Source organism: Methanobacterium formicicum DSM 3637, from assembly GCF_000302455.1.
GTDB lineage: Archaea > Methanobacteriota > Methanobacteria > Methanobacteriales > Methanobacteriaceae > Methanobacterium > Methanobacterium formicicum_A.
This window is the reverse complement of sequence record NZ_AMPO01000011.1, coordinates 88,259-111,173: the sequence shown is the minus strand read 5'-3', so window position 1 is coordinate 111,173 and position 22,915 is coordinate 88,259. Positions and strand designations below refer to the sequence as shown.

General features: G+C 35.9%; 24 protein-coding genes. 13 read left to right on the top strand and 11 right to left on the bottom strand.

Going from position 1 to position 22,915, the window contains the following annotated elements; translation table 11 throughout:
- A partial coding sequence (locus tag A994_RS11390) for a HEAT repeat domain-containing protein (protein ID WP_004031764.1) occupies positions 1–280 on the top strand: 280 nt, incomplete at its 5' end.
- 216 nt (positions 281–496) lie between these two features.
- Here the strand turns inward: A994_RS11390 and A994_RS11385 are convergent.
- Complete coding sequence (locus A994_RS11385; protein WP_004031763.1) at positions 497–1,324, bottom strand: carbon-nitrogen hydrolase family protein; 828 nt, start codon at positions 1,322–1,324, stop codon at positions 497–499.
- Between the two features lie 344 nt (positions 1,325–1,668).
- Positions 1,669–2,154: a hypothetical protein gene (locus A994_RS11380; protein WP_004031762.1), complete on the bottom strand. Its 486-nt coding sequence runs from the start codon at positions 2,152–2,154 to the stop codon at positions 1,669–1,671.
- A gap of 148 nt (positions 2,155–2,302) precedes the next feature.
- Here A994_RS11380 and A994_RS11375 point away from each other — a divergent pair, with 148 nt between their 5' ends.
- Together A994_RS11375 and A994_RS11370 are read left to right on the top strand one after the other, a co-directional pair.
- Positions 2,303–2,518, top strand: a complete 216-nt coding sequence (locus A994_RS11375; protein ID WP_004031761.1) for a hypothetical protein — start codon at positions 2,303–2,305, stop codon at positions 2,516–2,518.
- A 96-nt stretch (positions 2,519–2,614) separates the two neighbouring features.
- Positions 2,615–3,004, top strand: coding sequence for a TIR domain-containing protein (locus A994_RS11370; RefSeq protein ID WP_004031760.1), 390 nt, complete (start codon positions 2,615–2,617; stop codon positions 3,002–3,004).
- A 176-nt stretch (positions 3,005–3,180) separates the two neighbouring features.
- Here A994_RS11370 and A994_RS11365 read toward each other — a convergent pair whose 3' ends face one another.
- Positions 3,181–3,735 carry a flavodoxin family protein gene (locus tag A994_RS11365; RefSeq protein WP_004031757.1) on the bottom strand — a complete coding sequence of 185 codons (555 nt, stop codon included), beginning with the start codon at positions 3,733–3,735 and terminating at the stop codon, positions 3,181–3,183.
- 449 nt (positions 3,736–4,184) lie between these two features.
- Here A994_RS11365 and A994_RS11360 point away from each other — a divergent pair, with 449 nt between their 5' ends.
- The 4 genes from A994_RS11360 to A994_RS11350 all read left to right on the top strand — a co-directional run bounded on the left by A994_RS11360 (position 4,185) and on the right by A994_RS11350 (position 7,957).
- Positions 4,185–6,161: a hypothetical protein gene (locus tag A994_RS11360; RefSeq protein ID WP_004031756.1), complete on the top strand. Its 1,977-nt coding sequence runs from the start codon at positions 4,185–4,187 to the stop codon at positions 6,159–6,161.
- A 377-nt stretch (positions 6,162–6,538) separates the two neighbouring features.
- Positions 6,539–7,147 (top strand): isochorismatase family protein, encoded by a 609-nt coding sequence (locus A994_RS11355; protein ID WP_004031754.1) that lies wholly within the window; start codon positions 6,539–6,541, stop codon positions 7,145–7,147.
- Between the two features lie 197 nt (positions 7,148–7,344).
- Positions 7,345–7,518, top strand: coding sequence for a DUF2769 domain-containing protein (locus A994_RS13090; protein ID WP_004031749.1), 174 nt, complete (start codon positions 7,345–7,347; stop codon positions 7,516–7,518).
- A gap of 82 nt (positions 7,519–7,600) precedes the next feature.
- Positions 7,601–7,957: a DUF488 domain-containing protein gene (locus A994_RS11350; RefSeq protein WP_048204238.1), complete on the top strand. Its 357-nt coding sequence runs from the start codon at positions 7,601–7,603 to the stop codon at positions 7,955–7,957.
- A gap of 3 nt (positions 7,958–7,960) precedes the next feature.
- Here A994_RS11350 and A994_RS12970 read toward each other — a convergent pair whose 3' ends face one another.
- The 4 genes from A994_RS12970 to A994_RS11330 form a co-directional block, all read right to left on the bottom strand.
- Complete coding sequence (locus A994_RS12970) at positions 7,961–10,246, bottom strand: PAS domain S-box protein (RefSeq protein WP_081580343.1); 2,286 nt, start codon at positions 10,244–10,246, stop codon at positions 7,961–7,963.
- Positions 10,247–10,486: 240 nt separating this feature from the next.
- Complete coding sequence (locus tag A994_RS11340; RefSeq protein ID WP_004031745.1) at positions 10,487–11,050, bottom strand: hypothetical protein; 564 nt, start codon at positions 11,048–11,050, stop codon at positions 10,487–10,489.
- A gap of 287 nt (positions 11,051–11,337) precedes the next feature.
- Positions 11,338–11,553 (bottom strand): TRAM domain-containing protein, encoded by a 216-nt coding sequence (locus tag A994_RS11335; protein WP_004031744.1) that lies wholly within the window; start codon positions 11,551–11,553, stop codon positions 11,338–11,340.
- A 152-nt stretch (positions 11,554–11,705) separates the two neighbouring features.
- On the bottom strand, positions 11,706–12,560 hold the full coding sequence (locus A994_RS11330) for a hypothetical protein (RefSeq protein WP_004031743.1): 855 nt from the start codon (positions 12,558–12,560) through the stop codon (positions 11,706–11,708).
- A gap of 286 nt (positions 12,561–12,846) precedes the next feature.
- Between A994_RS11330 and A994_RS11325 the strand changes: the two genes are divergently transcribed.
- Both A994_RS11325 and A994_RS11320 read left to right on the top strand, forming a co-directional pair.
- Entirely contained in the window at positions 12,847–13,704 is an 858-nt protein-coding gene (locus A994_RS11325; protein WP_394295007.1) for an AAA family ATPase, read from the top strand.
- A 214-nt stretch (positions 13,705–13,918) separates the two neighbouring features.
- Positions 13,919–15,088, top strand: coding sequence for a vWA domain-containing protein (locus A994_RS11320; RefSeq protein ID WP_237739741.1), 1,170 nt, complete (start codon positions 13,919–13,921; stop codon positions 15,086–15,088).
- Positions 15,089–15,333: 245 nt separating this feature from the next.
- Here the strand turns inward: A994_RS11320 and nucS are convergent, their stop codons facing one another.
- A complete protein-coding gene (gene nucS, locus A994_RS11315) occupies positions 15,334–16,101 on the bottom strand; it encodes an endonuclease NucS (RefSeq protein WP_004031740.1) in 768 nt (255 codons plus the stop codon).
- Between the two features lie 147 nt (positions 16,102–16,248).
- Complete coding sequence (locus A994_RS11310; RefSeq protein ID WP_004031739.1) at positions 16,249–16,551, bottom strand: hypothetical protein; 303 nt, start codon at positions 16,549–16,551, stop codon at positions 16,249–16,251.
- 394 nt (positions 16,552–16,945) lie between these two features.
- Between A994_RS11310 and A994_RS11305 the strand changes: the two genes are divergently transcribed.
- The 3 genes from A994_RS11305 to A994_RS11295 all read left to right on the top strand — a co-directional run bounded on the left by A994_RS11305 (position 16,946) and on the right by A994_RS11295 (position 19,396).
- The gene (locus tag A994_RS11305; RefSeq protein WP_004031738.1) at positions 16,946–17,137 is read left to right on the top strand and encodes a hypothetical protein; all 192 of its coding nucleotides are present in this window, start codon (positions 16,946–16,948) and stop codon (positions 17,135–17,137) included.
- A 429-nt stretch (positions 17,138–17,566) separates the two neighbouring features.
- On the top strand, positions 17,567–19,000 hold the full coding sequence (locus A994_RS11300) for a M48 family metallopeptidase (RefSeq protein ID WP_048204236.1): 1,434 nt from the start codon (positions 17,567–17,569) through the stop codon (positions 18,998–19,000).
- 129 nt (positions 19,001–19,129) lie between these two features.
- Positions 19,130–19,396 carry a hypothetical protein gene (locus tag A994_RS11295; RefSeq protein WP_004031736.1) on the top strand — a complete coding sequence of 89 codons (267 nt, stop codon included), beginning with the start codon at positions 19,130–19,132 and terminating at the stop codon, positions 19,394–19,396.
- A gap of 126 nt (positions 19,397–19,522) precedes the next feature.
- Here the strand turns inward: A994_RS11295 and A994_RS11290 are convergent, their stop codons facing one another.
- The gene (locus A994_RS11290) at positions 19,523–19,990 is read right to left on the bottom strand and encodes a hypothetical protein (protein ID WP_004031735.1); all 468 of its coding nucleotides are present in this window, start codon (positions 19,988–19,990) and stop codon (positions 19,523–19,525) included.
- A 251-nt stretch (positions 19,991–20,241) separates the two neighbouring features.
- On the bottom strand, positions 20,242–21,636 hold the full coding sequence (locus tag A994_RS11285; protein WP_048204248.1) for an MFS transporter: 1,395 nt from the start codon (positions 21,634–21,636) through the stop codon (positions 20,242–20,244).
- Positions 21,637–22,057: 421 nt separating this feature from the next.
- Here A994_RS11285 and A994_RS11280 point away from each other — a divergent pair, with 421 nt between their 5' ends.
- Positions 22,058–22,804 (top strand): ZIP family metal transporter, encoded by a 747-nt coding sequence (locus A994_RS11280; protein ID WP_004031733.1) that lies wholly within the window; start codon positions 22,058–22,060, stop codon positions 22,802–22,804.
- Positions 22,805–22,915: the final 111 nt, after the last annotated feature.

Below are 22,915 nucleotides of genomic sequence, written 5' to 3'. Positions count from 1 at the left end.
AGTTGACCATTTAGTGGAAGCTTTATCTGATGAGGATTGGAGTGTACGTAAATTCGCCTCCAAAGCACTGGGTGAGATAGGTAATGACGCTGCAGTAGATCCGTTAATTGGAATGTTAACTGATGAAGACTGGGGTGTTAGGGTGGCTGCAGTTAAAGCACTGGGAGATATTGGGGACGAACGTGGTATTGACCCCATTAAAAAAGCCCGCCGTGCAGCAACTGGAGATAAAGAATTTAAAAAAGCATGCAATAAAGCCCTTAAAAAGATTCAGAAGTAAAATTCTGAATCAAAACATTTTTGTTTAAATCATTAGATTATAAGAACCTTAAAATAGGAAATTCCACATTATTAGGAAATTTCAATGATAAGGAACTTCACAGTAATTAAGAAACTTCACAGTAACAAGGAAATTTACAGCACATAAAAAAAATCAAATTAAATATGGAATCCCCACATTAAAATAAGTTACTTTACATCTAAATAAAGTCCATACTCATTTTTTCTTTAATTGATAGATGTCTGATCGCCGGTTGAGAAGAAGTGGAAGTTCCTGGCGAATTTTCGGAATCATTTCCCGGTTAATTGTGGCATATATTATTTGTTCACCTGTTCTTGCTTCTTTTAGGATTGTTCCCCATGGATCACATACCATGGAATGTCCATAGGCCACATAGGAAGCATCAGGGTCCCGGGCCGGTGATGCTGCAGCCATGAAAACCTGATTATCAACTGCCCTCACCTGAATTAATGGTTTCCAATGAGCAGGTCCAGTGGTAAGGTTGAATGCCCCTGGAACAACAATTAACTCAGCCCCTTCCAGAACCATTAACCGTAATAATTCGGGAAAACGCACATCATAACAGATACATATTCCTATTTTGCAAAGTGGCGTGTCCACTACTGTGATCTGGTTACCTGCTGTGAGGGTTTCTGATTCCTTGAAACTGATTTCTCCTGGTACGTCAATATCAAAAAGATGAACTTTACGGTGTGTTCCTATAATTTCACCCTGGGGATTGAAAATAAAACAGGAATTGTAAATATTACCATCTTGTTTTTCAGGAATGGAACCCGCCACAATATAAACACCATCATCCTTCGCAGATTTAGAAATGGCATCTAAGGTGGGACTGTTTCCTCTTTCCTCAGCATATTCTGGGAAGAGCGAAGTCTGGTAAGGACAATTCCACATTTCAGGCAATATCACCAAATCCGAGTTAGGGGCAGCTTCATGGATCATGGAAATTGCCCGGGCAATATTCTCACTTTTATCTGCCACTACCTTCATCTGGCACAGTGCCACTTGAAAATTATCTTTCATTTTACCATTCTCACAAGATATACTACTAATTACGTAGATATAACACTGATTACTAGTATAACACTAATTACACAATTAACATTTGCAATAGCTATATCAATAACTATATAATTTAATATTGGCTTTAATTATTTAATTACCATTCTATTGGAACATATTGTTTATTCCATTAAGCTTGAATATTCCATTAAAACTATTAGAAGTACCAATTGTATTAAATGTACAACATTTAGAGCTTGTTTTGATATAAATGTGATAAACTTATCACATAATTATTATTCTAGTATTCATTAAATTTATCTTCAAGATTACACTAAAATGCGAAAAAACTACCCATGTTTTATTTACATTTTTTCAATGTATCCTGCTCTTATGTCTATTAAGCCTATTTTAGCTAATTCTGGTGGTGAATCAACACAGGCAGGGTAGGAGTATTCTCCGTAAACGGTTATTGTATCGTTTATATTATAAGGTATGGTACCCGTGTATGAAGCAAGAATGTAAGGTGCAGGATAAGGATTTGAAATCTCAGGAACTTTGATTATTAGACTGGTTCGTGTTTTGTTAAATTGAAAATATTCTGTTTTATTAAATATTTGACCTGTTACTTTTACCATTTGGCCATTTAAAGCATTATAATCAAATATTGTTGATACGTTAAGTTCAGAGCATGAATATTTATAGGTGGAGATGTTTTCATCTCCAGTGACTGGAGTTACATAGAAATCAGTTTCACTACCTTCAAAAGATAATCCAAAAATTAAAACATAAGCAAAGGATGCTGACACAATAATTAACAATACTGCAAGAATTTTACTCAGTTTTTCCATTGAAGTAACTCCTTCGTTATTCAATATTTTTATTTAATTATTATTAATATTAATTATATTTATATTGGAGTTATGGTAGATGCTCTAAAAAGGATACTGTGTAATACTACTCATAGTGAGGAAAGATAGAGTTTAAGGAGTGATGATCATGAGCTGTTATCTTAGGTATATGAAGGATGTTTTAACCGAAGCAGATTTACATCCGGAAGATAAAAAAGATCGTAAAGAAGTTGACCTTTCCATTCGAAAGATCATAGGAATGAAAGCCGAAGATAAGTGCAACCTGGTCTGGAAGGAAGTTAAAATCTGGCTTCAGGATGAAAATAAAAAGCAAATATTGATTGAAAAGTTAAAGAACGATTAAAATTAAATTTAAATCCCATGTAGTTTAATGATTAATATAATCTAATGGATCATTATAAACCCTGTTTTAACTTCAACACAAAGGTGTGTGGTGGAAATGTTTGAAGAAGAACTGAAAATTTATCATTTGTTTATCAGCCATAATGGAGAAGGTGATGAAGAATACCTCACCTTTATCCAGAAACTTATTGAAGCACATGACTTTGAATGGGAGGATCATGGTGTTCCTGGAGAAAACAGTCTGGAAGAGTTAAAACAACAAATTGAACCAGCCGAGGTGGTGATCATATTAACCGGCCTTTACTCCAAGCACCATGATTTAATCCAAAAACAGGTAAATATAGCCCAAAAACTCGGAAAACCCCTTGTTTTAATACGCCCTTATGGATTGGAAGATGTTCCTGAGGAGCTGGAGAGAATTGCCAGCGGTGTTGTGGGATGGAACCGGGTGTGTATTGTAGATCGGATTCAGGAATCTTTGGAATAGTTATAAGTTCATTGAATAATTTAAAAAAAACCATTCCATATTACTTAAATTTAAATAATGATATTATTTTTACAATTGGCAGATAAAACAGTTTTTAAAACTATATCTATCTCATAAAAACGTGTCAATATTCTCTAAAAAAATAGTTTGGTTTGATATAACCAATAAGTTGAACTTTAATTTGATTCAACTATCTTTTTACCTATATTCCTGGCATTTTCAAGGACATCGGTTTTATTTTTAACATCACCGGGTAGTTGATTTCCACAGGAAACCAAAACATCAACCACGTTATACGCCATTTCAAAAATCGTTTTCATGTAGTTATAATATTCAGAAAACGTGTCTTCATCAGGGTTTCCTTGTGAAAATACAAATGCCATATTTTTTTTACTGTTTACTTCAGAATCAGGTATATAAAAAGCAAAAAGCCTGTCTATGAATGGTTTTGTTTGGGCGGACATCTCTCCAAAGTAAAGAGGTGAACCTACTATAAAAGCATCTGCTTCTTTTAATTCTTTGTAAATCTCCTGCATATCATCATCTGTAGCACATACACCTTCATTAACTTTACAATGCATACATGCCTTACATGGGACTATATTCATATCAGTCAAGTTGAATATCTTTGTCTGGGCTCCAGTATCCGATGATCCTTTAAGCATTTCTTCAACAAGAATTTCAGTGTTACTTTCACTTCTTGGACTTCCGGTAAATCCTATTACTTTCATTTTAACCACTTTTTATACTTTATTTTTTAGTATCCATTTTAATACATTAATTACACTCTATGACTCTAAGAGAACTCTTGATATGAAATGTGCATATCTGTACTGATTTGATAATGTAATCAGTTGTATGTACAATTAATTTAATTAAACATAAATAGTTATCTCAGAACTTTTTTATTATATTCTTGATTAATGTCTGAGGAGGTATTTATCATCTTTTTAGATGCTTTTTTAATGAATTAAAATATTTACCGACCGGATAGTACACAAAAACAGAATATCAGTCATATTGTAAGAGGGGACTGTATTAAAAATCAAATCAAAAACCAGAAATAGTATGAAATTTAGACTTCATACCAAAACCAGGGATAGTAAGTAACGGGTGGTTAGAAGGTGGAAATTTGAAAAGAAAATTTAGAACGAATTTTTTTAAGAGTTTATTTTTAATAATGATTTTATTTTTTAGTGCCAGTAATGCATCTGCAGCTCAATGGGAAGTAGGTTGTGATCAAGTTTATACCACCATCCAATCAGCAATTGATAATGGGAATACCCTTGATGATGATGTTATCAATGTTCACAGTGGAACCTACACTGAAGATGTTATTGTGAATAAAAAACTGACCATCCAAGTTAACTCCGGTGATGAAGTCCAATTACAGGCCACCAACACTGGATTTACTGTAGTGAACGATAGCACTGGCGATGGTAGTGGAAGTACTATAGATGGGTTCAATATAACTAATTCCGCCTCAGGAACAGGGATTAATATCAGTGCAGACAACTGTACTGTGAAAAATAATGATATCACTGGAGGTGCGACTGGAATTACAGTTAATGGCGCTAATAGCGCCCTAATTGACAATATTATAACTGGGCAGTCCGAAACCGGTATTTTAGGAAATTTAACTGGAGGTTTCTTCACAGTTTCTGGAAACAATATATCGAATATTATTGGTGCCGGGTTAGCAAATGGTATTACAGTTAGTACCAATGGTAGTGTGACAGATTTTAATATCTCCGGAAACACCATCTCCAAAATCAGTGCATTGGGGGTTAATGGTAGTGTTTTTGTAATTCAACTGGGAAAGAGTAAAGGTGCTGATGGTAATCCTGAAATGGCCAATGTTAGCAATTTGATAGTTGCCAACAATATAATAACCCAGATCAACGCAACCAGTGCCGTTATGGGAATGGAACTGATTAGTAACAGTATTAATGCCCTGATTTTTGATAATGCCATATCACAACTAAGTGCTGGAACTGGTGGCTCAATTTTTGCACTTGAAGCTGCAATTATTGGAAATGGAACTGTACTGGTCTCTGAAAACCAAATATCTCACATAGATACAGATGAACAGGCCGTTGGAATCGTAACCATAGCTTTAGGAGATTTAAAACTAGAAAAAAATCTGGTTTCAGATATTAATAAAGCCAAGGCATCAGTTGGAATTTTAGGTTTAGGATTGTTAAATAATGCAACCTTCAAAAACAACAGTGTTTACAATGTCACATCTCCCAGTACAGCAGCTGGAATTGTGGGTGTATCACTAGAAAATCTTAAGATGCTACACAATACTGTAATGGGAGTAACTGGAGCCAATGATGTTTCCATGGTTACTGCTGGTTTTAACACTACCCTAGTTGAGGGAAACAACCTGGAGGGGGATGGTTCAGGGATTGGTATGGTTATATGTTCACCCAATGGGACAATAAACTATAACCGGATTGTAAACTATGATTATTATATCCAGAACTTCTTATTCTCCAACTTTGGACCAAGTATCGATGAAATGCTTAAACCCATTGATGATGCCATAAAGAAACATCCTGAACTGGAACCCATCTTAAAACCCATACGGGATGACCTGGATAAGATGTTTCACCAACTGGAAAACAGCAATACCACTGCCACCTATAACTGGTATGGGACCAACTCACCATCGGATGGTAAATTCTTCAAAGGGAATGGAACTTTAAACTATACCCCCTGGCTGATTTTAAATATTAATGCCAGTCCATCCACAATCAATGCAGGTGAAACTTCTACTATAACTGCAGATGTTTACCATGATTCAGAGGGTGGTGATCACAGTACCGATGCTGCAATGTTCTTCAGTGGACCCCAAGTTACATTCACCACTGACCTGGGTAACTTGGGTAGTAAATCCGTGGTAACTTCATGGATCAATGGTTTTGCAACGGCAATTTTAAGAGCAGATGAGGGTCCTGGTGTTGCCACGGTAACTGCAGCTGATTATCAAATAGTTCAGACTGCCGTAACCATACTAGGATCACAGGAGTCCTCAACATCAGTAAACGCAGCAACTAATACCATAGGGATGCAGGAAACCGGAACACCCCTAAACATGATACTACTGGCTGTGTTTATAGTGTTCTCAGGAATGGTATTAAAGCGCCAATAACTCCTATCTATCCCTTTTTTTATTTTTGTAGAAATTAAATTATCTGATTCATCGCTTTTCAATGGATTTTAATATTAAATTAATTAAAATAAGCTTAAATCTAGTGGAAATATGATATCTATTTTTTTGGTAATTTAACTATTAATAATGTATTAAATTTATCCAATGACTTCCATTCAAAGGATTTATTAGTGAAATTTACCCGAACCGTATTTTTAAGGATATTATATAATTTTCAAGAATAGATCAATAATTAAAAATATTTATAAATTATGATGTATTAAGATGTAATAAGGTGAATTTTACATAAAAAAGGGATAAACCGGAAAAATAAACCAGTTTCAATTTATTAATTTTTTTAAGGGGAGGGGACTAAATTGATAGATTTAAAAGATAAAAAATTGGATTTGTTAACCGATAAAAACAGTGTTCTAGTTTTAGTTGACTACCAGCCATCCATGATTAAAAGCATAGCTTCCGGAGATAAAACTCTGATTAAAAATGCTGCAATTGGCGCTGCAAAGGCAGCGAAGATCTTGGACGTTCCAGTGGTTTTATCTACCATTAATCCCGGACAAAATGGGGATTTTTTCCCAGAAATTACGAGATTATTCCCGGACCAGGAAGTATTTTCCAGGGAAATACTAAGTTTTGATGCATTTGAAGATGAGAAAACCTGGAATGCTGTCAGGGCTACGGGTAGAGAAAAGCTAGTAATTTCAGGATTATGGACCAGCATGTGCTTTACATATACAACCCTGCATGGTTTAAAGGAAGGACACCAAGTTTATGGTTTAATTGATGCTGCAGGTGATTCTACACCAGATGCTCATGAGTATGGTGTCCAGAGAATGCTGCAGGCAGGGGTTATTCCCATTACTTTAGAGTCCCTGGTATCAGAGTGGATGCATGACTGGGAAAACCCAAAAGCTGGAGAGCTAGTCAAAGAAGTTTACTCTAAATACGGGGCAATGATCGGACTTTAATAAATAGATGAAGGGTACTAACGAAACCGTGCTTATAGATGGTACTAACAAAAACAGTGCTTAAATGGATAGTACTAACAAAATCTGTGCTAAAATAGGTGCTAACAAAATTTTCAATAAATGGGGGGGGGTGATCAAATTACACATACCAAAGTCCCTGACACTGAACAGAATGCTCTTAATTGTCTTTGTCCAGTATGTCAGTTTACAATGAATGTTTAAAAACAAAAGAAGAATTACTTTTTTGCTCTAGAGGAAGCACCAAATGTGAATTTGAAAAATGGGGATGTAAATGTGTAAGATGCCCGGTAGCACTGGAATACAACTTAGTTGGACTGTTTTACTGTGAAAAAGGGGCAGAAACCAAGTAATATTATATATATTGATGTTTTATTGAAAATGCGTGTTTTATTGAAATTTAGGTTGGTTATAAAAACAAAAAAAAGGACTAAAATGATCCAGATAAAAAGAGCTTACCAGGAAGCTGGTGAAAAGGATGGTTATAGAATATTAATTGACCGCCTTTGGCCTCGTGGAGTAAGCAAGGAAAAACTGAAAATAGATCAGTGGATAAAGGAAATTGCTCCATCAGATGAACTTCGAAAATCATTTGGACATGACCCTGACAAATGGGAAACTTTTCAGACAGGATACAGGAGGGAACTGGAAGATAAAAGTGAATTAATTAATATGATCAAAAAATTAGAAGAAAAAATGGACACTATAACTCTTATTTACGCAGCCAAGGATGAAAAACATAACAATGCTGTGGTTTTACTCGAATTACTCAATAAAAGAGAAGATATTTAAAAATCAAATTTTAATGGTGAAAAAGAATGTGCTGCCTTTTCCCTGTTGGGATTCAACCCAGATTTCACCACCATGTTGATGCACAATTCTCTGGGCAATGGACAAACCAATTCCAGAACCTTCATATTCATTATGAGTGTGTAATCTCTGGAAAATGGTGAAAATGCGTTCTAAATATTTAGATTCCATACCTATTCCATTATCCTTTACCTTAAAAATGAAAAATTTCTTCTCTTTCTGGGCAGATATATGGATTTTAGGTTCTTCATTGCTGCGATACTTAATTGCATTACCAACAAGATTCTGGAATAGGACAATCATCTGACTCTCATCAGCCATGACACGTTTAGGTAAATAATCATAAGTTACCTCTGCATTATTCTCGTAAATTATGATGTTGAGATTTAAATTAACCTGTTCCATTACTTTTTCAAAGTCAACTTCACTGAACATCATTTCTTTATTGGCTATTCTAGAATATTCCAGCAAGTCAATGATCATTTTATCCAGACGTTTAGCACCATCCACAGCAAAATTTATGAACTCATGAGCATCTCCATCCAACTGACCACTATAACGTCGATCTAATAACTGTAAAAACGAAGTAATCATCCTTAAAGGTTCCCTAAGGTCATGTGAAGCAACATAAGCAAACTGTTCCAGTTCAGCGTTAGATTTTGCAAGTTCTTCAGTGCGCAGTTTAACCTCTTCTTCCAGATTTTCCCAGTATTCCCTGAGTTCTTTTTCTGCTTTTTTACGTTCAGTTATGTCACGTGCAGCAGCAAAAACACCCACTACTTCTCCAGACCCATCTCTGTAAATGGAAGCATTATACAAAACAGGTGTTAAAGTGCCATCTTTATGCCGGATCTCCAATGGATAATCCCTAACCAGCCCATACTGGAAAACCTGCTGGTAACCTTTCTCAGCTTTTTCAGGTTCCGTGAAATAATCTGCAAAATCAGTACCCACAAGTTCCCCCCTCAAATAGCCAGTAACCTTTTCAGTGGCTTTATTCACATCGGTGATCCTACCATCCGGTCCGATTGTAACCAGTGGATCTAAGGATGTTTCTATCAAATTACGATTGTAATCATTGGCCAATTCTAATTCTTTAGTGCGTTCTTCAACTATTTCTTCAAGATTATCCAATGTTTCTTTAAGTTTAATTTCAGATTTTTTACGGTCTGTAATATCCCGATTGGTTTCAATAACAACTTTTTCCCCAGAATTTTCCTCTATTAACTGTAAACGGCTTTCAACAATAATTCTTTTTCCATCTTTTCGCGTATGGACTAATTCACCTGACCATATTTTATCTTTTTTTAGCTTTTCAATGAATTCATTTAAATCCATGGGAAACTCAGTTTTAAGTAAATTATGACTATTTAAGCCAATGGATTCTTTTTTATTGTATCCATACAAGGTTTCAGCACCCTGATTCCAGGATAATATTCCATCTTCAAAATTCCAGGAGAAAATAGCTTCATAAGAAACATCTAATAAAGCGGCGTGCCTTTTTAAATCTTCTTCTATATTTCTACGGGCAGTAATATCAGAAGTAACTATTATAACACTCAAATCAGAAAAGGGAAGAGGGGTTGCACTTACCATGGTCCAAATAATTGAATTATCTTCTTTTATTACTCCAATTTCTTCATGAACTAGTTTTTTCTCATTAAAAGCCTTGTTGCTGGGAATTTCATCAAAAGATAATTCTTTCATATTAGAATATACATATTTACGATTCGCAAATTTTTTTGATATTAAATCATCTTTCGATAACCCCAAAATTTTACCCAATGAAGGATTGTGATACACAACATTTCTTTCTTTATCAAGAACCGAAACCCCTACAGGCAGGGTTTCAAAAAGTGTTCTCCATTTTCTTTCACTTTCTTGAAGAGATTCTTCAGCTTTTTGACGATCCGAAATATCTCTAATAACACTATGTGTCTTTAAAATTTTATCTTCATCAGTGAAAAATGTAGAAGTCAATTCCCCCTTAAAAAGGGAACCATTTTTTCGTTTAAATATTAATTCTGCTTTTATCCTACCTTTTTGGGCCCTTTCTTTGATTGCAGCCTGGAAAGATTCGTCTTGAATAAGTAAACCATCTCTGCCAACAGCTATAATTTCACCTTGACTCATACCAAACATCTCTTCAGCTGTATGGTTTGCAGCAAGAATAGAACCATCAGGCATACTGAGTAACATAGCATCTAAACTAGTTTGAAAAATAGTCTTATAAATGCTCAAATTTTCACTAGAATCTAGATGATCAGGCATATTATCATTAATTTTCTTTAAAGATTATTTTCAGATTACAATCTAATATTTTAATATTATTTGTTTTCTTATATTGAATAATATCTGTTTAATTTGTATGAGGGGTCTAATTATAAATATGTTTCATAAAAAGACATAATAGCTTAATATGTTTCATAGAAAGATATACTGACTTAAAATATGTAAATCTGTAATTGTTGCCTACTGTAACTATTTTATTCCAGTTGAATTATCATTAATTTAAAATTTAGGGTTTTTTAGTTTTTTATTGGGATTTATTACTTTAATTCCCTGGTTTTCGAACTCTTCATTAAAACGTTGGTCTTGGGTGAGAAGATATGCTCTACCTTCATATCCGTAGGAGATATAAAGTTTTAGTTGTCTTAATGTTGTTCCAAAATTTTTTATTTTAGGCTTAATTTCAATGAAATATCTGGAATAATGTTGGTAATGTTCATGAGAATTATACCGAGATTTGGTATCACCACTATCGCAATGTACTGATGGGTTCTCGTTGTTTAGATTGGTTTCACATTCATTAGATGAACTGCGGGGGATGGAGAATATGATATCTGGTGCACCGACTCTGTAACCATTTTCAGCAATGATAAATTCTTCAGCATGGATTTTGACGTTTTCCCAATCCCAGTTTATAGCTTCGGGATCTTTGGATGTGATAATTTTTTTTAAATTATCCTTTTTTAGCAACCAGATGAGCAAATTATCATGTTCATTTGTTTTCAGCTGTTCATCATCAATTTTCCACCATCGATCCAATGTTTTGTAATGGTTTCCTCCAGTCATGGCACTCCCCCCCTTTAAAAGTTCACATAAAGTAACTATGTTTATAAAAGATTAAATTAGTATCCAATTGACAGGGCAAAAACTAGATAAATTAAATATTGATACAGAATAGATTAATGATTGTTTAGAAAGTCAAAATTAAAATACATTATAAGAAAATTAGTTCACTTAATCTGTTAGAAAATAGAATTAACCTGATTTAAAATAAATTATTATCCTGAAAAATGAAAGATTAACCGGCTTTAATACCGGATGTTTTTTACAATCCCTTTTTCATATTGAGATGTTTAGTCAATTACTTCAGCAAAGGCGAAGTTTCTTCGAACAGAATTAATTCTGATTCTAACTTCTTCTCCTTCTTTTGCACCTGAAACAAAAACCACAAAACCTTCAATACGGGCAATTCCGTCTCCGTCCCTACCAGTATCTTCAATCTTTACATCGTACTCTCCACCTTCATTAATAGGTGAAGAATTTCCTCTATCATTACTACTTCCGAACATAATTTCACTTCCAATTTTCTACCTTTCGGCAATAATCTATTGTTTTTGAAAGCATATAAAGTATCTTATTAATTATTTATTTTTATAGACTTTTTTCCTCTGTTAATTTTCACCAAAGATTTTTATACTCACTCTTTTTCATGGTGATAAAATTAAATAGCCTGAAAACAGGTTGCGACCAGTTTTTTACTTTCTGAGTATGCCTGATTGTAGGAAGCCCATTCTGGCAGCTCATAGACCAGTGTACGGAAACCAGCTGCAGCCAGTGGATTGGAAACTGTGAGGGTGGATGAACCGTGCTCCGCATTGGAACTTGCACGGTAATAGGTAAATTCAGGCAGGGTATTCTCAATTACTTCTCCCAGTGCTACCGAAGGAGAGTCCATTTTTGGTGTGGCCACGTAGTAGCCCATACCATAACCAGGAGCATGATCATGACATATGATCACCACTTCTGCACTGGAATTCTTTACATCTGGAATTATGTACTGTGACACAAGTCCCTCTCCATTACTTCGTCCGTTAACATAGTTATCCGGATTATCGGTGACATTTACCATGTAGTGAATAATAGCCTGATCTGATGTTAAATTGTACTGAGTAACCATATCCGATACAGTTCGTATGGATAATTTCTCACGGGGGTGCATTCCAGTAATTACAGCTATGGTTTTATTAGCAGTACTGTTAGATGTGGCATTGGCAGCTGTAATAGTCTGTTTACTTACAGTTCCACGGTAATCACTGGCAATCACTGTTGGAGTTGATACTTCTAATCCACTATTGTGGGGCATGAAAAAAATAATATAAGATACACCAGTAATTGTTAAAATTAAGATGAGTGATAAAGCCGCATAAAGCTTTTTTCTACTCCGTGGGGGTTTCGAATCCAGGGTTTCTGAATATACCAGCTTACCCCCACACTGGCACCTATTAAAGTCATTAGGATTTTCATCATCATCCAGATGGTAATAACCACCACAATTCTCGCAAATTAAGTAAGGCATATGAATCAATAACTAGTTTTAGTAATAAGCCATTTAAGCTTTTGCAAACAGTAACGAATCTTATGGTTTTAATTTTTAATTATTCACTATTAATTTACATAAAACTTCTTAATTAAGTGTTATTAATGATATTAATTAGTTTTGTATCAGTAGATTTAGGGTTCATTTTTTATATAACATGTGTTATAATTAGTAGTAATTATAAGGATCGGTTTAATGAAATAAACATATTTATCTTCATCAATTTATAGGGTTAAATTCATCAAGTAATAGGGAGGTTATCCCCATTAAATCTGCAAACAAAAAAACAGTTACCACTGAAGACATTAAAAATGCTCTTACCAGGACAAATTACATCCCTGACGATAACATAACCACCATCCTTTTCCTCTCCCTTGAACTGGGAAAACCTATCCTGGTTGAAGGACCACCTGGAACCGGGAAAACTGAACTGGCTAAGGCTATTTCACGAGCACTGGAAAGGGATTTTTTCAGGGTGCAGTGCTATGAGGGAATAACCTTCGAGCAGATGGTGGGAGAGTGGAATTACCAGAAGCAATTACTGCATCTGGAGATGTCCCGTCTGAAAGACACAGATCAGGATGTATTCAGTGAGGAGTTTTTCATTAAACGACCATTACTCCAGGCATTCATCAATCCTAATCCTGCGGTAATGCTCATAGATGAAATTGACAAGGCAGATGAAGAGGTGGAAAGCTTCCTTCTCCAGGCACTGGGTGAAAAAGAGATCACTGTAAATGACCTGGGAACCTTCACCCTTAAAAATGATCTTTTGGTAGTTTTAACCTCCAATTCACAGAGAATGTTACTGGATGAGACCAGGGATAGGTGCCTTTTCCTGTACATTGATTATCCCACTCTGGAAAGAGAAGTTGAAATCGTGAAAGCACTGGTTCCTGATGCACCACACGAAATGGTGGAGAAGGTGGTGGGACTTATCCAGAGGATACGGAAACTGGACCTGGTGAAAATACCCTCAATCAGGGCAACTGTTGACTGGGTTCGAACACTCCTGGCCACTGGAGAAGAAGATGCCAATGATGAATCCCTTGAAAATACAGTACGAGTGGTTTTAAAGTCAGAGGAAGACCGGAAGAAAGTGGATACACGCATATTCCGATGATTGTATGTATCCCTGATGATTTCACTGATTAAACTTATAGTCTGATTGAAGTATTCCACTGATTACACTTATATTCTGATAATTTCCGTGATTCTCGTATATTACCATTCGTTCTATAATCTATCATATAATCAATGAAATAATAGGGAAACAATAATCCATTTTATATTTTAGAACTTAATCAGTGGCTAACCAAAAGAAAATGTTTTAAATTATGAGTGAGGACTTTATGGACAAGATCGTCACATTCTCTGGTTTGTTAAGAGAAAAAGGGATTCCAGTTAGTATCAGAAGTACTCATACTGGTACACAGGTTTCAAAGTTAATTAAGGAGGATGATCCTCTTTTTAAGGAAGCCCTGGCCGCTGTATATGTTAAAGAACAGAAACAAAGGGAATCATTTAACCAGCTTTTTGAAGAGTTCTTTGGAGAAGTTACAGTTGCTGATTCAGAAGATGAAAAAGAGGATGGAACATCCCCATCACCCCAAAAAAATGTCTGGTCCACTAAAAAAACCCAGAAATGGGTGATTCACCATCAGGAAGATGATGCCAATAACTGTAAGGCACCGGAAATAAGTCCCAATGAATTTAATTACCACCCTCCACTGGATGATTACACCAAAACAAAGGATGATTCAGATCTTCTCTCCAGAGATATCAACACCCTAACCTCCCTTGATCCGGAACTTTTCATTTTATGCCAGAAGATAGGTAAGAAGATTGCCATGGTCCGTAGCAGGCGGCAGCGCCAGGCCAGTATCATGCGTCCTGATGTCAGGCGTACCATACGTAAAAATCTTCAAAATGGTGGGGCGCTCATAGATCTGGTGAAAAGCAAGCCCCGCATAAAAAAGAACCATCACTTCTTCCTGAATGACGTTAGTGGATCCTGTGACTGGATCAGTAACTGGTTCTTCTGTCTTATTTACGCTGCCCAGAACTCTTTTCGTAGGGTTAGGGTTTTTGACTTTGACCATAGAACAGTTGAAACCACCAATGCCATGACCGAACCCAGCATGATGGATGCCTTTATCAAAGTACGTGACATCCGCCAGAAAAAACTGATGATCCATGGAACCAGTAACATGTTCCAGGCCTTTGAATCATTTCTGGACAGTGTTCAGCTTAACCGTCGCTCCACCCTGATGATACTCACTGATTGCAGGGACTGGGCCGGTCCCAAGGTTGATGGCATACCAGAAAGTGCCCATCTGGTGGAAAAAATGAGTCGTAAATGTCATAAGGTGATGATATTCAATCCAGAAGATAAGAAAAAATGGGATGTGGTTGATAGCTGTGTTTCCCATTATCGTGACGCAGGAGCCAAAATCCATGAGGTGCGCAATCTCAATCAACTGGCAACTCTGGTGAGGGATATTTAACTGGAATATTCCTGTTTTGATTAAAGTTATCAGATGGAATATTAGATTAAATGATTATCTGGAATATTTGTGTTAATAATATTAGTATTTAGAATAAAAAAACATGAAATTATAAAGGGAAGTAACTTAAAAAAAATTGTTTAATTTTAAAAATCAATTTGAAAATAAAAAAAGGTTGAAAAAAAAGATAGATTAATAATAGCGGTTAAATAAAACTTATGTTTTTAACATATTCTTCAATTGGTTTAGGAACTGCTCCGTCCAAAGAAATTTTCCAGGGTAACTACCTTATCAGTTCCCAGTTCCCTTGGAGGTTCCAGTGCCTTGAACTCCATCTTTTGTTCTTCCAGCAATTGCCTGGCATCATCCGTGATGGAAGGAGCAACTAATACTCCCCTTACAGCCTCTTTATGGTCACTGAAACAGTCAACGTATCTTCTTAACTGTTTAACTGCATTAATGCCTGCTTTTCTACTTTTCAATTCCAGGATGGTGATATTTCCATTTTGATCCTTGCCCAGTATGTCGATAAATCCCTGGGGAGTGTGGTATTCACGGGAGGTAGGTCGGAACCCTTTTTCAACAACTTCAGGGTCTTTGAATATGAGGTCTCCCATATTTGCTTCGTAACCTGCCAGTTCCAGGCTTTCCACATCTTCACCAATGAAATATGAGGCCAGGTGTGTCTGTAGAATTTCCACCTCCAGTGATTCAGAGGGATTTCTTCTGACTCCCCTTATTTTGACCATTCCCTGGTAGGTTTCAACAGTGACTTTGGTTTTGGGTGGTTGCCAGTTTACAGGTTCCAGGTTTCGGTCCTGGTGAATTATGAATGAACCATCTGATTTGATTAGAATGATCCTGTCACCTACTCCCAGGCGACTCACAGCTCTTCCATCATAATTAACACGGCATGAAGCCATGATAGTAATAACTGCTCTTTTTGATAATCCTTCATTAATAATCTCCAGTACCCGCTGGGTTTCAGGGTTTCTTTCTTCCACCAGTTTCATAATATAGAATTTCAGAGCTTATATTAAAAGTATTTCACTATTATCATACTATAATCATTTTAATAGCGTTTAATATTAAATCCTAATTTAATAAACAATAAAAATTAACGAAATTAAGAGGAATATGGAAAAAAAAGTTTTTTAGAGTTATGCTTTTAGAAATGCTTGGAATACTAGTAAAAAAAAGCCAATATACATTGTAATGAGAAAGGAGAATGCTTCATAAAATTGTTGATCTATGTTTTTGGAATAGTATAAATAACCAAATAAACCGATTAACATCAAAAAACCTGCAATGAAATATGTATAATCGGCTATTTTCTCAATTTGAAAACTTCTATAATGTTTATCGAATGCTGGTCTAACAAGAAATGCAACTACAAAAGAAAGTATACCAACCAGTATAAAAATTCCATAATGTAGATTATCCTCAATTCCAGTTAAGATCATTTTTACACACCATAATAAGACTATTATTTATATATGGTAGTACTTTCGTTATTTAGTTATTTCGATCATATTTGCCTACAATAGAAAATTAATTGATTAAAAGAATTTGACAAAGCCACGTTTTTCAAGATACCGATCCACGGACTTCTTTACGAGCTGTTTCCAGGATTAATTCTTCTGCTTCATCAGCATCTTTCCTGAATCTTACATTATATTCAAGGTAGACTTTACCAGATTCTCCCCGCCCAACCTATTAACGATATAAACATCCTCTTCCAAGATCTTAATTATTATTCCCAATTATCTTTTTTAAAAATGATTAATGACCTTTACAAATTTTGACAGATTAGTATATACAACATCATCCCATAATAATAAAATAGGGGGAATTGATATGGAACAATTGGAAAAACTTAAAAAAATAACAATGCCAACAGCCATGGTATCATCTAAAGCTGTCTCAAATGTAATAGTATACAAAATAGAATCAAGTAAAATAATGACAGTTACTCCTGCAGGATATTATATAACTAAAACTCATATTGGGAGTAATCCTACAGCTTTCAATACTGTGAAATCATTTTAAATTTTTTATTTGTAATTCGAGTAGGTGGGATCATTTTTTTAAACTATTTGCTAACTTTCCAGATGCTTCGCAATAACTTGCTATAACTTATCCCCCTGTTTTGCAAATAATTTGCAATAACTTTCCAGATGCTTTGTGAATAATCTAATGATACCAACAATAGATTTTTAGGCATAGTTCGGAGGAATAAGGGATTCCGAATATTAAAGGAATATTCGATTACTTATCAAAATCAGAGGAATATTAAGAGAATATTGGGTTACTTATTAAAGTCAGCTGAATATTAAGGGAGTATTCGTTCACTTATTATGACTGGTCACCGTTCAATTTATTAAAATTGAGATATATAATAACATTAGAACCCAGATAAAGCTTCAATATATTCCTTAACTTTTGAAAATGTTTTTGAGTTTTATAAATGGGAGGCCAATGTTGGAAAAAAACTTCATTATTGACACTGAACTCTCATCAGGGCACCTGGAAGAAGCACTTGATTTTTTGCGAGAATTTTATCTTTTACCTCAACCGGACTCATTTCAAAATATCTCCAAAGGAGTAGTAGATGGTGTTGGAGTTTTAAGATACACTGCTACCAACAAAGAGGATAAATGGGAAGTTCGTGTGGAAATACAGGCAACAAACCCATTTTCTGTAAAGCTACTACCAGTTACGGTTCCTACTAATTTTAAAATCTCCCCTAAAATTGATCTCCTGGAAGAAGAACTTTTCATTGCAATCCAGGCATTTGAGGATGCCATCCGCCAGGCCACCCTTTACTTTGCATGGGTAGAGGGAGAAAAAATCATACCAGAGGCACCCCCCACCCGTCGTAAAAAGGCATCTTTCCGCATGTTTGGTAGCAACATGATCATGATCTACATCCTCTTTTTCGGAGTTAACATCCTTCTTTTCCTTTTATTGGGAGTATTCCTGGCTATAATAGGCATACTCATTTTTCAACTGGTTATCGTTCTATTATCTGACAGAATATTACTTAATACCAGTGACTGGAGGATCACACCTGAAAATCCACGGGTGCATATTCTTGAGTATCAGCTACCCCTGGAGGATTTCCAGAAATTCCAGAAAAAATTCGGTAAAGATAGTATAATTAAAATGAAAGAGAAAATTTACCAGAAAAGCCTGGCTGTGGGCCTGGAACCTACCTGTGAGTTGGGAGAGGACATATTCACCGAATATGGTTTCCACTGCCAGGCTGATCTGAAGGTCGCCAAGGTGATTGATGTTTACAGCATAGTGGAAGAAGCTGCCAGTAAGTTCAATGTTACCATGCCCAAGGTTGCTTTGAGTAACACCATGATCCCCAATGCAGCTGCAACTGGCCCCAGCCCCAACCGGGGACTGGTACTCATCACCACTGGACTCCTGGTGCAACTGGAAGAAGATGAGATCCTATCCGTGATTGGTCATGAAATGGGCCATCTATCAGGTAGAGACCCAATAATACTTTTCAGTATAATTTCCGCGGAGTTCATACTTAGATTCACCATCCTATTCCCACTGGTAGTTTTATCACCACTAATTTACCTAATTGTGGCATTAGGGTTTATTTTCTTTGTGGCCAAGTTCTTTGAAACCCGTGCCGATCTTTTATCCGCCATGAAAATTGGCCAACCTCAGGTTTTAGCCAGTGCACTGCGTAAAATTGGTTACCAGCGACTCCACGCCGAAAGGATTTCACCCACCCGATTTCCATCCTGGATAAACTTCGATCCCCATCCACCAATCTACTTCCGTATAGATCGCCTGGAAAATATGAAAACACCAGTAAAGGTTAGTAATCCCCTCTTAAAATCAGCTGGAGATGTGGTTAATGGTTTTAAACGTACATTGGGCCTGTAATGATGATAATTAATGATTACCTGGCCTGTAAAATAGTTATAGGAATATGATTATTTATTGTAGTCCTATTAATTATTGAATCTTAATTATTGGACTTTTAGTTAATTAAAAATTCTAAGGATGTGTAAAATGCAGGTTGATGTGGACTGTCTGGAGGAATCAGGTCAAAACTGGAATGTGAGAATAAAGGTCCTTCTCACAACAGAAGAACTTTCCCTAATGGATTATGAAGCCCTTAAGCATTTAGAGGATTTTAATATCGAAATAAAAGCTCCCATAATTTATTTCAACAGTTTTCTCAGTATAGCAGAGCCCTGGGAAGATGAACCGTTAGAAGAACTCATTAATTCCATTAAACTTGAAGTTGAATACCGAATGAAGATTTTATTAGCTTAATACTATTTAGATGAATAATTTGTGATAAACATTCTTTTTATGAATAATTTAATTATTAATGATAATTTAATGGATAACTTGAAGAATATTATTTAACAATAAGAAAAAAATAAGTTTTTTTAAGGATTATGATGATTTTATAATCCTTAAGATTAATTTTATCATTTCAACAATGGTCGCAATTACCATTACCACCATTGCCACGATAAGAGCAAATTTTACAGAGAATGTGACCAGATAATTGCTGAATATGAATGGGAATACAGTGTATAAATAGTAAACAACCAGAAATCCCAGTATGTTGAGTATTATCCGAATTATACTCCTGAACCAAGTAGGATGATAGATTAAGAAGATGATATTCCCAATTATGGTCGCAGAGATGGAAATGTTAAAGATCCACAGAACATCCTGAAAAGATGGGGATATGAAGCTTAAGTTCCATGAAAGCAGGTTATTAACAATATATAAGAAGATCAAGTTAGCAATAATGGCTACAATAAATTCTGAGGTTTTAGGCTCCTTTTGTTTTAAAAAGTTTTTAAGGAAATTTTTCCCATTTTCCTTGTTTTCCCCATTATCTGTTTCCTTCACAATACCACACCCTCATAGTAGTATTAATCCTTATTAATTATACAGGCAGATATTAAACATAATACCCCTATAATTTCAATTATCAATTTATATCTATTTTAATGATATAATTTTTATAATACAATTTTGATGATGATAATTTAAAAATTTATTCCTACTAATTATCTCTACTTATAATTTCAAATTAATTCAGTTTTTGACCGTTTTTTGACCATGACCATGAATATGGAAAAATTTTAGTAAATAAAAATTTATTTTGGGGATAATTTTCCAAGCCCTGCAAATGACAGTAATGCACCCCCTGCACAGAAAGCTGCAAATAAAAAGAAGGAAATATGAAGTCCTTCCAGGAATAAAGGATAATTAGAGGGTGCTATTTCCACGTTACCCATTAATCCAGTTAAAACAAATAGTAAAATACCAAGACTCATGGTTTGACCAATAAAGACCATAGTGGATAGTGTTGCTGATCCAATTCCATAGTACTTGCTGGTTAAGGACCCCAGGAAATTTCTATTGGTTGGTGTGGAAAACAAGCCTAAACCAACTCCAACCAGGACTAATCCTATCACAACCTGTGTTATGGATGTAGTTATATCCAGTAAGGTTAGTATAAGTAATCCTATAGTGCCTATTGCCGCTCCCATAATAATAAAGCTTTTATGATCATTTTTATCAACCATGTAGCCCACAAGAGGGGACAGTAATGCCACTGCAAGTGGTTGGACAGCTAGTATAAGTGCGGTGGTCATGGTGTCCAGTCCACGCAGGTCCTGAAGGTATAAACTCAGTAGCGTCCACATTGCTGAGGTAGCGATGGTCACCAGGAGAAGGGATATGCCTGAAAAACTGGTTATCCTATTCTTAAATATTTTAAGGGTTAACACGCGATTATCAGAAGACTTGATTACCATGTAGAAGACGACCAGCCCAATGAGGCCTATTAATAGGATGATCTTACCTGTTAAATCGTGGAGAGTTGAAAATCCGTACATCAATGCAGTGAGTGAAAAAATGTAGATAACTGACCCTGATAGATCGAATTTATCACCGGGAAATCCTTTCCACTCACCCTTTAACCTGGTCATGATTAAAGCTAGTGCAAATAATCCTATGGGGACATTAATAAAGAATATACTTCTCCATCCAAAATTTTGGGCCAGGAAACCGCCCAGGAGCGGTCCCATAAACAGTCCAATATAGACTGCGGTGGTGTTGATCCCCAGCACCTGCCCCCTTTTATTCTGGGGAAAGATGGAAATTAAAAGGGCAATTCCAGTGGCAAAGATCATAGCACAACCAACTCCCTGCAGGAAGCTGAATAACACCAGTATGAGTCCTGAATTTGAAAAAGATGCTAGTAATGATGCTGCAGTATATATGGCTAATCCATAGGTGAAAATTTTTTTCCGACCGTGTATGTCTGCCAGTTTTCCAAATGGCAAGACCATGGCAGCGTTGGCCAGAACAAACGCTGTTGGAATCCACCCTAAAAGTAGTATGCTAACTGAAAGGTCACTCGGGATAAGGGGAAGGGCCAAACTAAGGGATGATCCCATAAAGGGTATTAAAAAGGATCCAATAACCACCAGGACCAGTGCACATCTTTCCCCTGAAACGGATTTTTCACCTGATTTTAAAGTCATGGATATAACTTCCCCCATCACTATCCCATAATTCTTGTTATAACCTGCAATGTCTTATATTTAGTTATTCACACACTAATTTCATCCCTAATCACTGTGGATTGTTTACTTACTTGGAAATTTTAAGTTACTTAAGTATAATTATATACTCCTCCTATAGAATACATTAGATGATTGTAGATTAATGTTAAAATCCTTGTTAGGATTAAGTCCATATTAACTGATAAATCATTAGTTGATAAGTCCTTAGAGTGGCAAAGTTGACTATTCCTTAGTTGATAAGTCCTTAGAGTGGCAAAGTTGACTATTCCTTAGTTGATAAGTCCTTTAAGTGGCAAAGTTGACCAATACTTTCTTGATTAAGTAATTAATAAATGATAAGTTATCCCAGACAATTTATGAATATTCTTATGGTGATCCTATGTTTTCAAGTATGATAATGGCCGGAATATGGGGTTTTGTTGCTGGATCTGCCCTTCTTATAGGTGCATTCTTTGGCTACTTCTTCAGAATCCCACAGCGCTGGGTGGCCTCTATCATGGCCTTTGGAGCAGGTGTTCTCATGTCCGCGGTTTCTTTTGAACTTCTGGATGAAGCCTATACCCTGGGAGGACCAGCCCACCTGGTAGCGGGATTCCTGTTAGGTGCCTTAATTTTCACCATAACCAACATTTACCTGGCACGTAAGGGAGCCAAGCACCGAAAAAGATCGGTCAAACCTGAAGACAATGACACAGATAATGGGGCTATGGCTATAGCTGCAGGATCGGTCATTGATGGTATTCCTGAGTCAATTGCTATTGGACTGACAATGATTGGTGGGGGTGTGGTGAGTACCGCCACTGTTGTTGCTATCTTTTTATCCAACATACCAGAAGGTCTTTCCAGTTCAGCGGGTATGAAAAAAGAAGGGTGGAAAACCAGTAAAGTTTTCTCTTTATGGCTGACTATTGCCATCGTTACAAGCTTATCTTCACTGGTGGGTTACTCCATATTCAGTCAGTTACCAGTGGAAGTGACTGCAATCACCCTGTCTATTGCTGCGGGGGGTATTCTGGCCATGCTGGTGGATACCATGATCCCTGAAGCATTCTCTGAAACCCATAACCTGGCAGGGATGGTGACTGTAGTTGGTTTTGCAATTTCTTTTATTCTTTCCAAATTGTAGGAAACCCAGATTAAATTGAAAACTAGATAAATACAGACTAAATTAGATAAATAGGAATAAATATATGAGAACTAGATAATGAAACAGGATATTATCAGTTACTAGGAAAAA

Excerpts from the sequence above, each read along its gene's own strand:
- A994_RS11330 (WP_004031743.1), bottom strand. The coding sequence starts at position 12,560 with ATGCCTTACTTAATTTGCGAGAATTGTGGTGGTTATTACCATCTGGAT.
- A994_RS12970 (WP_081580343.1), bottom strand. The coding sequence starts at position 10,246 with ATGCCTGATCATCTAGATTCTAGTGAAAATTTGAGCATTTATAAGACT.
- A994_RS11340 (WP_004031745.1), bottom strand. The coding sequence starts at position 11,050 with ATGACTGGAGGAAACCATTACAAAACATTGGATCGATGGTGGAAAATT.
- A994_RS11380 (WP_004031762.1), bottom strand. The coding sequence starts at position 2,154 with ATGGAAAAACTGAGTAAAATTCTTGCAGTATTGTTAATTATTGTGTCA.
- A994_RS11320 (WP_237739741.1), top strand. The coding sequence starts at position 13,919 with ATGAGTGAGGACTTTATGGACAAGATCGTCACATTCTCTGGTTTGTTA.
- A994_RS11350 (WP_048204238.1), top strand. The coding sequence starts at position 7,601 with ATGATCCAGATAAAAAGAGCTTACCAGGAAGCTGGTGAAAAGGATGGT.
- A994_RS11375 (WP_004031761.1), top strand. The coding sequence starts at position 2,303 with ATGAGCTGTTATCTTAGGTATATGAAGGATGTTTTAACCGAAGCAGAT.
- A994_RS11360 (WP_004031756.1), top strand. The coding sequence starts at position 4,185 with ATGATTTTATTTTTTAGTGCCAGTAATGCATCTGCAGCTCAATGGGAA.
- A994_RS13090 (WP_004031749.1), top strand. The coding sequence starts at position 7,345 with ATGTCAGTTTACAATGAATGTTTAAAAACAAAAGAAGAATTACTTTTT.
- A994_RS11370 (WP_004031760.1), top strand. The coding sequence starts at position 2,615 with ATGTTTGAAGAAGAACTGAAAATTTATCATTTGTTTATCAGCCATAAT.
- nucS (WP_004031740.1), bottom strand. The coding sequence starts at position 16,101 with ATGAAACTGGTGGAAGAAAGAAACCCTGAAACCCAGCGGGTACTGGAG.
- A994_RS11300 (WP_048204236.1), top strand. The coding sequence starts at position 17,567 with ATGTTGGAAAAAAACTTCATTATTGACACTGAACTCTCATCAGGGCAC.
- A994_RS11335 (WP_004031744.1), bottom strand. The coding sequence starts at position 11,553 with ATGTTCGGAAGTAGTAATGATAGAGGAAATTCTTCACCTATTAATGAA.
- A994_RS11305 (WP_004031738.1), top strand. The coding sequence starts at position 16,946 with ATGGAACAATTGGAAAAACTTAAAAAAATAACAATGCCAACAGCCATG.
- A994_RS11385 (WP_004031763.1), bottom strand. The coding sequence starts at position 1,324 with ATGAAAGATAATTTTCAAGTGGCACTGTGCCAGATGAAGGTAGTGGCA.
- A994_RS11285 (WP_048204248.1), bottom strand. The coding sequence starts at position 21,636 with ATGACTTTAAAATCAGGTGAAAAATCCGTTTCAGGGGAAAGATGTGCA.
- A994_RS11295 (WP_004031736.1), top strand. The coding sequence starts at position 19,130 with ATGCAGGTTGATGTGGACTGTCTGGAGGAATCAGGTCAAAACTGGAAT.
- A994_RS11310 (WP_004031739.1), bottom strand. The coding sequence starts at position 16,551 with ATGATCTTAACTGGAATTGAGGATAATCTACATTATGGAATTTTTATA.
- A994_RS11365 (WP_004031757.1), bottom strand. The coding sequence starts at position 3,735 with ATGAAAGTAATAGGATTTACCGGAAGTCCAAGAAGTGAAAGTAACACT.
- A994_RS11280 (WP_004031733.1), top strand. The coding sequence starts at position 22,058 with ATGTTTTCAAGTATGATAATGGCCGGAATATGGGGTTTTGTTGCTGGA.